The following is a 13,049-nucleotide window of genomic DNA, read 5'->3' as shown; positions in this document are numbered from 1 at the left end:
AAAATAATGTCGAAAAAAGTTCTTGATTTTTTCTCTCGAATCCGTATACTCAGAACTATAAGTAATCCGAAACGTTTTGGAGGAAAGCAATTGGCTACAATCAAAGACATATCACAAATGACGGGATTTTCGATTACGACCGTATCCAGAGCTCTGAATGGGTACTCGGACGTCAGCGATAGTACGCGCAAACTGATTAAAGAAGCCGCCGAAACCCTGAACTATAGTCCAAATGGTCTAGCGAGAGGCCTGGTCATGAAGGAAACCAAAACGCTGGGGTTGCTCGTATCTGGCATGACGTACAAAAACATCGATAACAACTTTGTATTCGAAGTGCTTTGCGGTATTAATGATAGCGCTGCCAATTCGGATTATGATCTGATTTTGTTCAGCACAAATACAGCGAAGCAAAAGATGAAAACGTACACACAGCTGTGTAGGGAACGAAAAGTGGATGGTGTCATTCTTCAGGGTGTGAAGACGGATGATCCGTATTTGCAGGAAGTATTGGATAGTGACATCCCTTGTGTATTGATTGATATACCCATTCACAGTGAGTATGTTGGTTTTGTATCAACGAATCACAAACAAAGTGCACAGACTGCTGTAGAGCACCTTATTGGTTTGGGTCATCGGCAGATTGCCATGGTGAACGGGTACCCCGAGGCATTTGTATCCAAGGAGCGCTATGAAGGATATTCCGATGCAATGCGAAATGCAGGATTGAGCTTGAAGCCTGAATGGATCGTAAATGGGAATTTCACGGAAGAAGAAGCACAGCAGCAAGCTTCAGAGTTGTTGAAGGCTTATCCGGAAATTACCGCAATCTTCTGTGCAAGCGACATGATGGCTCTGGGTGTAATGAAGGCTGCGAATGAACTAGGCATCTCTATACCAGATGAATTGTCTGTAGTGGGATTTGACGACATTCCAACAGCCGCCTATTTTCAACCACCGCTCACCACCATCGGACAGAACATGTATCAGTTGGGACATGAAGCTGCAAACCTGCTGATGGGCATGCTGAGATCGGAAGACAGCCCCAAATTTAATATTTTGCAAAATGAATTGGTTTTGAGATCCTCGACAGCCAAACCAGGTCGCTGAGTTTAGCTGAGAATATTGTTCGCGAGGGATTGCAAAATGAACGAGATGAAGAGAGAACCGAAATGTTTTATTAAATCCGAAACGTTTCGGTATTATTTTCAATCAAATCCAAAACGTTTCGGATACAACATAAGATAGACATAGGGGGAATACACATTGCTGAATTATGATGCAGGACAAGGAGAATGGAGTAACTGGCTGGTAACTGAAACCGGGTTTGATCCGGCTCATCAAGGGAAAGGCGAAGCTGTGCTCTCAATTGGAAACGGCTACATGGGACTTCGCTCGGCAACGGACGAAAATTATGTTGGACAGGTTCGGAACTGGTTCGTAGCCGGAACCTTCAATAAATTTGATGAGCATGAGGTAACAGAACTCCCTAATGCAGCGGATGTTACAGAACTTTCAATCACCCTCAATGGGGAAACCTTCAGCTTGGAAAAAGGAAGAACGATCAGCTACAGTCGTCAACTGAATCTCAAGAACGGTGAGCTAACCCGTAACGTGGTATGGCAGAGCCCGACAGGAGAAAGCTTTGAACTTCAATTCCGTCGCTTTGTTTCCTTGAGTAACCGTCATCTGGTTGGTTCATCTGTAAGCATCAAGCCGCTGGATGGTCAAGCGCGTGTTCACATTGCATCCGGTATTAATGGACAATGGACGAACTCGGGTGCGCAGCATTTCACGGAAGGCGAAAAACGGATATTTGAAAAGACTTATATTCAAATGACGTCAACGACGACACAATCGGTTGTTGATTTTGTAACCAATACGGTGCACCACTGGCAACTGAATGGTGCAAAGGTTGAGCCAGAATTGCGTCAAACGATGGGACGCCGCAAGGTAGGGATCGAAGGCACAGTAACCGTGGAAGCCGGACAATCGGTAACATTGGAAAAAATCTCGAATGTGCATACTAGCCGCGATCTGGTTTACAACAACGGTGGATATTCACTGGAGCAAATGCGTGAATCGGCGCTGACGGAGCTGAAGCAAGAGTCGCAAAAAGGGTATGATCAGCTGTTTCGTGAAAGCGCTAACGCCTGGGCGGATACTTGGTCCACGTACAACATTGAAGTGGACAGCACAAGTGGATATGACCAGCTTGCCATCCGTTTCGCCATCTATCACCTCGTCATTATGACACCTGCTCATGATAATCGTATGGGAATCGGGGCGAAAGGATTAAGCGGTGAAGGGTACAAGGGACATTCCTTTTGGGATACGGAAATCTTCATCCTTCCATTCTTCATCTACAGTAATCCCAAAATCGCAAGATCCTTGCTGGAATATCGATATCAGGGGTTGGATGGAGCTAGAAGCAAAGCCAAGGAGAACGGATTCGAAGGAGCCATGTATCCGTGGGAAGCAGCCTGGATCGAAGATGGCGAAGTTACACCGGTATGGGGAGATGTAGATATCGTAACCGGAGAGCAGACGAAGATCTGGTCCGGCTTCATTGAACAGCATATTACCTCTGACATCGCTTATGCCGTTTGGCATTACGTCCAGTCTACAGGCGATGAGGCGTTCATGGATCAATATGGCTACGAGATCATTTTTGATACAGCCACATTCTGGGCCAGCCGTCTGGAGTGGGATGAGAACAAAGGCCGCTATCACATCAATGAGGTTGTTGGACCGGATGAGTATAAGGAGCATGTGGACAACAATGCATTCACCAATCATATGGCTCACTTCAATATGGAACTGGCCATTCAATATTATGAAAAGCTTCAGCAGGAAAAACCTGAATTGCTCAAGGCATTGTCTGCGAAGCTTGACCTGACATCCGCTCGGGAAGCATGGAACAAGCTGGATCAAATGTATCTGCCAGGGCCGAATGAACAAGGACTTATTCCACAAGATGATACCTACTTGCAGAAGAAAGTCATTGATCTTACCCCTTACAAAAATCAGACGAAAGTCGCCAGCATCTTCAATGACTACAACCTGGATCAGGTTGGTGAAATGCAAATTTCGAAGCAGGCTGACATCATGATGCTATTCTTCCTGCTTGAGAATAAATTCGAACCTGATATCAAACGTGCCAACTACGATTACTACGAGGAAAAAACGTTGCATGATTCCTCATTGTCCCTGTCGACGCACAGTATTCTTGCCAGTGACTTCGGTAATCGTCCGCTCGCTTACGATCTGTTCCGTCGAGCGTCCGAGATTGATCTGGGACCGCATATGCACTCTTCGGATGCAGGCATCCACTCAGCTTCACTGGGCGGAATATGGGAATGTGTTGTGATGGGATTTGCCGGAGTTCGTATGTTGGATGGCCAGCTTCATCTCGATCCAAAGCTACCTGAGTCCTGGAGCAGTCTGAAATTCCCGCTCTACTGGCAAAACCAGTTGTTGCATATCACAATCACGGCGGAGGGTATTCTAATCGAGAGTGATGCAGAGGAAGAAATTTCTCTCCTTCTGTCTGGTCAGCAAGTTACTTTCAGCAAACGGTTTCAAACCTTGGTTTAATATAAATTCATGTGGGAGGTCATTCAAATGAAAAAAGGGTCCGCAAGTTTGGTCATGATGCTTGTTTTGGTTTTGGTACTGTCTGCCTGCTCTTCAGGTGGAAGCAACAGTGCAGAAGGAGGTAAAGCAGAAAAGGTGAAGCTTACCTTCTCGGTTTGGGGAGATGTCAACTCCGGTGCGGATGAAGTGAAGCTTGCTGAAGAGTTTAATGCGGCACATCCGGATATCGAAGTGAAGTTTGAGCCAATTCCGAGTGAAGGTTATGGAACGAAGCTCACAACATCTCTGGCAGCCGGTCAAGCACCAGACGTATTCCTGGTTGGTGAAGGTGACTACTACAAATACGTTGATAAAGGTGTAATTGAGCCACTTGACGATTATTTGAGCAAAGACACTGCGTTTAATCTGGATATTTTCCAAAAGGATCTCATTGAAAATATGAAAATCGAAGGCAAACAATATTATTTGCCTAAAGATTTCAACCCACTTGCTCTGTGGTACAACAAACGCATGTTTGACGAAGCGGGAATCCCTTATCCAACAGATGAGTGGACATGGGATGACATGATTGCAACTGCACAAAAACTGACCAAAAAAGATGGTAAAAAATATACGCAATTTGGATTCAACGCAGGCAAATGGGAATATCCAATCTATACGTACCTGTGGGATTACGGTACAGATATAGCGAATGAGGATGGAACGGCTGCCGAAGGTTACATGAACAGTGACAAAACGATTGCGGCGATGGATCAATACGTTTCCTGGTCTCAAGGAGACAGCCGTGTATCCCCGACGCCATTGGATTCCGAAACACTTGGCGGAGATTCATCGATGTTCATGACAGACAAGCTCGCCATGATGATTACAGGTCGTTGGATCAAGGGTGACCTCGACAAATCCGATGTTCAATATGGTTCTGCACTGATTCCGCAAAATACGGACGGTACTCGTTCAAGCATCATCGCAAGTGCAGGTTGGGCGATTAACGCAGCTGGTAAAAATAAAGAAGCTGCATACGAACTGGTAAAATGGCTCTCGGGTACAGATGCACAGAAGCTTCGCTCTGCGAACGGCAAAGTATTGCCAGCGACTGTGAAAGAACTGGATGAAGTCAAAGCCAAAGAAGTAGCAGACAAACCGGTCATCGAAATGATGGATTATGCTAAAAAACCGGTAACCATGCGTTCTACAAACGGACCTGTGTTTGTTGAAGAATTCACCAAGGCGCTGGAAAAAGTGCTGCTTGGCAAACAGGATGTCAAAGGCGCTCTGGATGAAGCTGCGAAGAACGTTGACAGCAAAATCAAGTAAAAACCATGCGGGTGAGTCGGCGGCCATGCCGATTCACCCTCTTCATCAAGGAGGCAGCTATGCGTAATTCTAAATCCGAGCGTGCCGGGTATTGGTTCATTTTACCCTGGCTTATAGGCTTGTTACTCTTTACCATTGGTCCAATGTTATTTTCCCTGCTGCTGGCTTTTAGCAAATGGGATATTATTACCGGCGTTCAATCGATCGAATGGGTCGGTCTGGATAACTTCAAAACGATGTTTCATGATGAGCTCTTCTATCAATCGTTGAAAGTTACCTTCATTTTCGCGCTGGTATCCGTACCGCTATATCAAGTGGCGTCACTGCTTATCGCCTTGCTGCTGAATATGCGGAACAGAGGAATGAAATTTTTCCGATTGATCTATTTCATGCCATCCGTCATTCCTGCTGTAGCGGCATCGATGATGTGGATTATGATTTTCAATCCGGAATACGGCATTCTGAATCGGGCACTTGCCTTTTTCGGCGTACAGGGGCCAGCTTGGCTTCAAGATCCGAGCTATGCGCTGGGCGCACTGATTGTCATGGGGTTGTGGGGCGTCGGCAACACGATCATCATTTATTTGTCCGGCTTGCAGGGAGTTCCCGAAGAGCTATATGAAGCTGCCAATCTGGATGGAGCGGGACCGTTTCAACGGTTTTTCAACATTACATTACCTATGATTTCCCCAACGGTGTTCTTCAACGTTATTATGGGTATCATCGGTGGATTCCAGTATTTTACACAAGCATTTGTTATGACCAACGGGGGACCACTTAACTCGACCTTGTTCTATAACTTGTATCTGTACAATAAAGCTTTTACCGATTTTGAAATGGGTTATGCTTCGGCATTGTCCTGGGTATTGTTCATCATCATTCTGGCGTTTACGTTGCTGGTCATCCGCAGTTCTTCGATGTGGGTCTATTACCAGGGCGATAACGAAAAGGATTGAGAGGAGGACAAATGATGAATCAAGCAACGACACGGAAACCGGTCTACTCGAAATTATTCTCTATGATTATGCTTCTCGCTGGTGCAGCCGTCGTGCTGATCCCGCTATTATGGACGTTTGCAACGTCTCTTAAAACGCCCGCCGAGGTGTTCAAAGATGATTTTTTCCCGGCGGTATGGATGTGGTCCAACTATAAAAATGCCGTTTTAGCCATCCCGTTTTTTACATTTTTGAAAAATACGCTGATTATTCTGATTCCGGTATTAGTCGGTACCGTACTCTCGTCTGCCCTTTGTGCGTATGGTTTCGCCCGGTTTAATTTCCGCGGCAAACGCACGCTGTTCCTGGTGCTACTGGCGACGATGATGCTGCCTTCGCAGGTAACGATGATCCCGATGTTCATCATGTTCAAGGAAATCGGCTGGGTTGATACATTTTTACCACTCATTATCCCTGCATTCTTCGGGGGCGGAGCATTTAACATCTTCCTGATGCGCCAATTCATGCGCGGCATTCCGCGTGATCTGGATGAGTCCGCATTCGTGGACGGAGCCAACAAAATGCAGATTTTCACCAAAATCATGCTGCCGCTGTCCATGCCGCCACTGATTGCTGTGTCTATCTTTACCTTTATGGGTGTATGGAACGACTTCCAGGGACCGCTCATTTATTTGAACTCGAGTGAGAAGTACACGTTGGCCCTCGGGTTGTCTATGTTCAAAGGGCTTTATAACGTGGAATGGAACATGCTGATGGCTGCGACGATGCTGATTATGCTTCCGCCACTCCTTGTATTCTTTGTTGCACAAAAATACTTTATTGAAGGCATTTCCATCTCTTCTGCAATCAAGGGCTAATAGTCCGTATTAATAGAAGAGATGAGCGGTGAGCCAAACCGCAGAGGAGGACAACCATGGCCACATTAACAAGCAGACATCCATTTAATTTGTATTATAACGCAGGTGAATACGTAAAAATTTGCGGTACCCAGGACGGATACTTCCCAGATTTTGGGCACCATATGGCTAACGAAATGGGCGGTGTATGGCTTCATCCGATCAAGCTGCTGGACGGATTCTGGCTGAAAGTAACGGATCTGGATCGCAACATTGCGGTATGGGCAAGGGCAGACGGATTCACAAGCGAATCCTGGGGCGGAAGCCGGTTCGATTATGATCACGGTTTGAGTCACATTCCGGTATCCATTGAACGCAGCCAGTTTGCCCCCGATTATGAAAAAGGTATGGTCGCAGAATATGAGATTAGCGCTTACGGCAAAGGAACAACCCGGCTCAAGCTGGAGCTGCTGTCACGTACCGATCTCCGTCCAGTGTGGTATTCCGATGAGATCGGAATTATCCCAGGAGCGGGTGAAACGGCAGAAGCCATTTCGCCGCGCAAAGTCATCGTCAAAGATGATGCCCAAGACTGGTACGCCATGATTGGAAGTGACCTGCCTGGAACGGAAATGACAGTTGGTCCTGAGATTTACGGACCGGAACTGACGGCAGGGAAGGGCACAGGCATTTCTTTTGTAACTGAATGCACGCTGGAGGAGAAGGATGTGTTCCGCTTCCGGTTATTTGTTGCCGGGTCGGAGTCTTCCCGTGAAGCCTGTGAGCAGACTTATTCAGTCATCGAACGTGACCACGTCAGCTTGAAAGAGCAGAAGCGGCAACTCTACGACAAGTTGGATCAGCGCGCAGTGCTGAGCATTGAAGGCGAAGATGAGCTGAACGAGCAATTTGCTTGGGTGAAGCGCAATAATCAGTGGCTGGTGCAGCAAGTAGACGGAATTGGTCGTGGATTGACGGCAGGTGGACCCACGTATCCGTGGTGGTTCGGCTGTGACAGTACGTATGCGCTTCAGGGTGTGCTTGCTACGGGAGATCATCAACTGGTGCGGGATACGTTGAATTTGTTGCTGGAGAAATCCAAGGAAGCGAACGGCAATGGACGTTTTGTGCATGAAGTAACCACGATAGGAGCCGTGTCTAATCGTGGTAACACGCAGGAGACGGCACACTATATCGCCTTTGTATGGGAAATGTTCCTGTGGACCGGAGATGATGCACTTCTGCGCGAGCATTATGACTATTGTGTTCAGGGAATCGACTGGCTGCTGGGTGAGATGGACCCGGACGGAGACCTGTTCCCTTCCGGTTACGGCATCATCGAGATTGCCGGATTGAATATGGAACTGATTGATAGTGCCGTATATACAGCGAAGGCTCTTCAGGCGCTGGAGCACATGAGTCTCTATTTGGGTGAAACGAAGCGGCATCAGGACTATCAAAAACTGGCGGAACAAGCGGTACGCGCGGTGAATGATGTGTATTGGTCTGAAAAAGACAGTCTCTATGCGGATGCCGTTGCACCTATTTCCGATATTGTGCCCAAGGTGGATTACATGGTTTCTCTCGCTGAAAAGCAAGGAATTACAGACTACCGGGAGTACGTGGAAGGATTGCTTGCGGATGCGGGAGGCGATCAGAAAGATCGTGGCTGGCTGCTGAACAAAAACTGGGTCATTGTCACGCCGATGGAAGCGGGAATTGCCGATCAGGACAAAGCACAGCGTGCGCTCGAAGCGATGCGAAACCGCGACTTCATCGGTGAATACGGTACTTATCTTGCTGCCATGTATCAACAGGGCACGATGACAATCTCTACTGGAGCACATGCGGTTGCAGAAGCGGCGTACGGGCATCCGGATCACGCACTCGATTTACTGCGTCGAATGGGGAAAAGCTTCTCACGTGTAGTGCCAGGTTCATTCTCGGAGATGTCCCCGGACTACGGCTGTGTAGTCCAGGCGTGGACGATCTATGCACTGGCTGTACCTATAGTACGACATTTCTTCGGCGTTCAGCCGGAAGCACACAAGCGTCAGGTGACGATATCACCTGTATTGCCACAGGCGTGGGCTGACAAAAAGTGCAGTCTGGAGCAGCTCATGATAGGGGATGCAGCGTTCGATATTCATTTTGAATCCCGCAAGGGCATTCGATATGCGAGCATTTCCAACGAATCGGGCTGGACGGTCGTTCTGGACTGGAAGAGCGAAAGACGGGAAAGCAACGAGAAACGAATTGAATGGCAACTATAATGTTTAACTAAAAATTTACACGATAACGGAGAGGGCAGAAATAATCTGAAGAAGCGAAGTTAAAAGCTTTCTGAAAGAAAGCTGCATCGGAAGCATCAGCCTCGCCTTTACCCCCAGATTTTCCCTTCTGAAAAGGATATCAAAAAAATCTGGGGATAACAGCGATCGGAAGGTTGTTCTGTCATCGTAGTGGCCAGTGTAAATATCTTTTAGTTGAACTCAACTAGAGCAATGACATGGGGAGGAACGGGTAATGAAAGGGAACGGAGCACTTCAAGCCGTTATTTTTGATTTGGATGGTGTCATCACCGATACGGCAGAGTACCATTATGTTGCATGGAAGCAGCTTGGCGAAGAGCTGGACATCCCGTTTGACCGCGAGTTCAACGAGCAGTTAAAGGGAATTAGCCGCGGAGAATCGCTGGAGCGCATTTTGCATCTGGGCGGTAAAGAAAATACGTATTCGGCAGAGGAAAAGGAAGAATTCGCACAGCGTAAAAACGAACATTATGTTTCGTTGCTGGACTCGCTGACACCCGAGCACACCTACCCTGGAATTCGGGAATTGCTGCTTGAGCTGCAAGCTTCCGGCATTCCTGCGGTTATCGCCTCGGCCAGCAAAAATGCCCCTCAAATTCTGAAGGCGCTGGAGTTGGACTCGCTGTTCCGCTATGTGGTACATCCAGATTCCGTACCGCACGGCAAACCTGCACCAGATCTGTTCCTGCGTGGAGCAGAAGAAGTAGGTGCTGACGTTAAAGCCTGCATCGGCATCGAGGATGCGCAGGCAGGTATTGAGGCCATCAAATCCGCAGGCATGATCGCCGTGGGTATTGGTGAAGAAGCTGTGCTCAAAGGTTCCGGAGCGGACGTAGTGCTGAAAGATACGAAACAGCTCACACTGTCATTCCTGGAGCGTACGTTGCAGGAGCATAGCCATTAAGCAGAAAAGGGGAGATGCAGCATGAACCGGACATGGTGGAAAGAAGCCGTTGTATATCAGGTCTACTGGCGGAGCTTCCTGGATGCGAATGGAGACGGCATCGGGGATTTGGAGGGCTTGATGCTCAAGCTCGACTATATCAAAAGTCTGGGTATTGATGTCATCTGGCTTAATCCCATCTATGAATCGCCGGATAAAGATAACGGATATGACATAGCGGATTATTATCGCATCATGGCGAAAGCCGGAACGATGGAGCAGTTCAAGCAATTGCTGGACAAGGTCCATGAACTGGGCATGAAGCTCATTATGGATCTGGTGGTCAATCATACATCAGAGCAGCATGCATGGTTTGAAGAATCACGTTCATCTGTCGATAATCCGAAACGCGACTGGTATATATGGAAGCCGGGGAAGCCGGATGGCCCGCCGAACAACTGGCGCTCCTATTTTGAACCGTCGACCTGGACATATGACGAGCGGACGGGAGAGTATTATTTCCACTCCTTTGCCAAGGAGCAGCCTGATCTGAATTGGGAAAATCCCGAGCTGCGTGAGGAGATTTATCGGATGATGCGTTTCTGGCTGGATCAGGGCATTGATGGCTTCCGCATGGATGTTATTAATCTGCTCGCCAAGCTGGAAGGTTTCCCGGATGCGGAGCACCCGGAGAACATTGATTATCTGGGCAATAATCCGGGCATTCATGAATATTTGCAGGAAATGAATCGGGAGGTTCTCCAGCATTATGACATCATGACCGTAGGAGAAATTCCGTTTGTCACACCTGAGGATGGCCTTCTGTATGTGGGCGACAATCGGAAAGAGCTGCATACGTTATTCCATTTCCAGGTGGCGGATGACATGCCTACATGGGATCTGACACGGTACAAGGAAATTCAGGAGAGCTGGTATGAAGCGTTCCGCCATGAAGGTTGGAACTCCCAGTTCCTGAACAATCACGATCACACCCGACAGGTTTCAAGGTATGGCAATGATGGACAATACCGTGTGGAATCGGCCAAACAACTGGCGACCATGATTCATACCCTTCCGGGAACACCGTATGTATTCCAGGGAGAGGAGATCGGCATGACGGGTGTCCGGTTCTCTTCCATTGATGAATATCACGATATTGCAATGAAGAACAAATATAAGGAAGAAATCGGTAAAGGCCGTGCGCCAGATGAAGTCCTCCACAGTCTTCAGCCGCTGAGCCGGGATAATTCCCGCACACCAATGCAGTGGGACAGCAGCAAGCATGCCGGGTTTACCGAAGGGCAGCCGTGGATGCAGGTGAATCCCAACTATGAAGAGATTAATGTGGAGCGGGATTTGGCCGCGCAGGACTCCATATTTGCATATTACCAGCAGCTGATTGCCCTGCGTAAAACGCACGCGGTTATGGTCTATGGAGATTATCGTGACCAATCGACAGGGGAAGAGCATGTATATGCATATAGCCGCAGTCTGGAGGGAGAGACATGGCTTGTCATTCTCAATCATTCGGACCGGGAGCAGTCCTATCGTCTGCCTGCTTCTTTCGCAGATCGAACCACGAATGCCCGCTTGGTTATTGGCAATCTGGATCGTTCAACCTCGGATGAGGTTAGAAACGGCACCGTTCGTTTGCGTCCTTATGAGGCGCTCATTTACTCCTTATAATACATCGCAAGATCACCAGAGCCTGGCGGGGATTTTCCCGTCGGGTTCTTTGATCTATCGCAACATTGGGGACACTAGTGATATATTTTTACAAAGTACTCAATTGTATTGTGATATACGATCATTTGCAAAACTTACTTCACTTCTTTTTCAGTAATAACATGTACACTAAGTTCGTAAATGGGGTAATCTTTTTCTTGAGAGATCTCCTTTTGAAGTTGTGTTAGGGTAGCTATTAATTCTACTGAAAAGGATTTCCCTTTTAAGACTCAATGCCTGTATTTGGATAAACAACGTTGTTTATTGTCTATTTTATTACATACTATATTTATATTTTTATCTAAGAAAATTGATTTTAGGAGATGCAATAATGAAGGCTAAGGTTATACGTTATTATCGTTTCGGCGAGCCGAACGAAGTGATGTGCATAGAAGAGAAGGAGTTAGTACCCCCTGGCCCTGGCGAATTAGCGGTGAGGATGTGCGCTCGGCCTATTAATCCCTCAGATGTCATTCCTGTTCGAGGTGCATATCCGCATCGGACCCTTCTGCCAGCTGTTCCGGGGTTCGAGGGAGTGGGTGTAGTGGAGGCAGTAGGGCCGGGAGTATCTAATCAAATGTTGGGTCGGCGCGTCCTGCCGCTGAAAGGCGAGAACACGTGGCAAGAGATGGTGAGAACTTTGGATCGAAATGCGATCATTGTGCCTGATGATATTAATGATCAATCGGCAAGTCAGATCTACATTAACCCGATAACAGCTTGGCTGATTTGTACGGATATACTTCATCTAACGTACGGCGATACCTTGATTGTCAATGCCGGTGGTTCCGCAATTGGGCGAATCTTCGCACAATTATCGAAGATTCTGGGATTTCGTATGATTGCGCTCACAAGAAATGATAGCCATACTGCTGAGTTATATCGCCTTGGGGCAGTTTCTGTCGTGAATACGATGGAAGAGTTGCTACAGGAGAGAGTTGCAGAATTAACGGAGGGGCGTGGCGCTAATGCGGCCGTCGACTGCATCGGAGGGGCAGATGGAGAGCAGCTCGTGAGTTGTTTAAGGCCGCATGGCACGGTAATAAGCGTCGGACTGCTCTCGGGTATCTCACCGTTATGGCATGAGATGACCCACGGAACGCAAGTTAACGTTAAACTCTTTTGGCTAAAGCATTGGGTAGAGCGATGTTCGCAAGAACGATGGGAACAGGTATTCAATGAAGTGATTGAGCTAGTTCGGGAAGGCCGACTATTGATGGCAAACATTGGGGCAACATATGAGCTTGCAAATGTGAAACAGGCCATTGCAACCGCTGAATCGAGCATCGAGGGAAAGGTTCTTCTATTAAGTTAATGCAATAGATAGTAAAAATATCGAAGTATAGGATGCGGTTCGTATTATGAGGTTAGCCAATAAATACTGGTTAGCCTTTTTTTTTAGACGGATTGTAATATGAAGTGCGACACC

Annotated in this window: 9 protein-coding genes; all 9 read left to right on the top strand. The window is 47.4% G+C overall.

The window, feature by feature from the left end; all coding sequences use genetic code 11:
* The first annotated feature begins 90 nt into the window (after positions 1-90).
* The 9 genes from AMS66_RS07050 to AMS66_RS07010 all read left to right on the top strand — a co-directional run bounded on the left by AMS66_RS07050 (position 91) and on the right by AMS66_RS07010 (position 12,935).
* The gene (locus tag AMS66_RS07050; RefSeq protein WP_053780127.1) at positions 91-1,107 is read left to right on the top strand and encodes a LacI family DNA-binding transcriptional regulator; all 1,017 of its coding nucleotides are present in this window, start codon (positions 91-93) and stop codon (positions 1,105-1,107) included.
* A gap of 156 nt (positions 1,108-1,263) precedes the next feature.
* Positions 1,264-3,594 (top strand): glycoside hydrolase family 65 protein, encoded by a 2,331-nt coding sequence (locus AMS66_RS07045; RefSeq protein WP_053780126.1) that lies wholly within the window; start codon positions 1,264-1,266, stop codon positions 3,592-3,594.
* Between the two features lie 27 nt (positions 3,595-3,621).
* Positions 3,622-4,908 (top strand): ABC transporter substrate-binding protein, encoded by a 1,287-nt coding sequence (locus tag AMS66_RS07040; protein ID WP_053780125.1) that lies wholly within the window; start codon positions 3,622-3,624, stop codon positions 4,906-4,908.
* Positions 4,909-4,967: 59 nt separating this feature from the next.
* The gene (locus tag AMS66_RS07035; RefSeq protein WP_053780124.1) at positions 4,968-5,864 is read left to right on the top strand and encodes a carbohydrate ABC transporter permease; all 897 of its coding nucleotides are present in this window, start codon (positions 4,968-4,970) and stop codon (positions 5,862-5,864) included.
* A 14-nt stretch (positions 5,865-5,878) separates the two neighbouring features.
* Complete coding sequence (locus AMS66_RS07030) at positions 5,879-6,721, top strand: carbohydrate ABC transporter permease (RefSeq protein WP_053780123.1); 843 nt, start codon at positions 5,879-5,881, stop codon at positions 6,719-6,721.
* A gap of 56 nt (positions 6,722-6,777) precedes the next feature.
* Entirely contained in the window at positions 6,778-8,973 is a 2,196-nt protein-coding gene (locus AMS66_RS07025) for an alpha-L-rhamnosidase-related protein (RefSeq protein WP_053780122.1), read from the top strand.
* Positions 8,974-9,226: 253 nt separating this feature from the next.
* Entirely contained in the window at positions 9,227-9,916 is a 690-nt protein-coding gene (gene pgmB, locus AMS66_RS07020; RefSeq protein WP_053780121.1) for a beta-phosphoglucomutase, read from the top strand.
* A 21-nt stretch (positions 9,917-9,937) separates the two neighbouring features.
* Positions 9,938-11,581, top strand: a complete 1,644-nt coding sequence (locus AMS66_RS07015; protein WP_053780120.1) for a glycoside hydrolase family 13 protein — start codon at positions 9,938-9,940, stop codon at positions 11,579-11,581.
* 370 nt (positions 11,582-11,951) lie between these two features.
* A complete protein-coding gene (locus AMS66_RS07010) occupies positions 11,952-12,935 on the top strand; it encodes a zinc-dependent alcohol dehydrogenase family protein (protein WP_053780119.1) in 984 nt (327 codons plus the stop codon).
* The last annotated feature ends 114 nt before the right edge of the window (positions 12,936-13,049 follow it).

Source organism: Paenibacillus xylanivorans (assembly GCF_001280595.1).
Lineage (GTDB): Bacteria > Bacillota > Bacilli > Paenibacillales > Paenibacillaceae > Paenibacillus > Paenibacillus xylanivorans.
Note: the sequence above shows the minus strand (reverse complement) of the source record. Positions and strands in the feature narration are given on the sequence as shown.

Bases quoted from the DNA above. Each gene is read 5' to 3' on its own strand.
- AMS66_RS07030 (WP_053780123.1), top strand. From the start codon at position 5,879: ATGAATCAAGCAACGACACGGAAACCGGTCTACTCGAAATTATTCTCT.
- pgmB (WP_053780121.1), top strand. From the start codon at position 9,227: ATGAAAGGGAACGGAGCACTTCAAGCCGTTATTTTTGATTTGGATGGT.
- AMS66_RS07035 (WP_053780124.1), top strand. From the start codon at position 4,968: ATGCGTAATTCTAAATCCGAGCGTGCCGGGTATTGGTTCATTTTACCC.
- AMS66_RS07010 (WP_053780119.1), top strand. From the start codon at position 11,952: ATGAAGGCTAAGGTTATACGTTATTATCGTTTCGGCGAGCCGAACGAA.
- AMS66_RS07015 (WP_053780120.1), top strand. From the start codon at position 9,938: ATGAACCGGACATGGTGGAAAGAAGCCGTTGTATATCAGGTCTACTGG.
- AMS66_RS07040 (WP_053780125.1), top strand. From the start codon at position 3,622: ATGAAAAAAGGGTCCGCAAGTTTGGTCATGATGCTTGTTTTGGTTTTG.
- AMS66_RS07025 (WP_053780122.1), top strand. From the start codon at position 6,778: ATGGCCACATTAACAAGCAGACATCCATTTAATTTGTATTATAACGCA.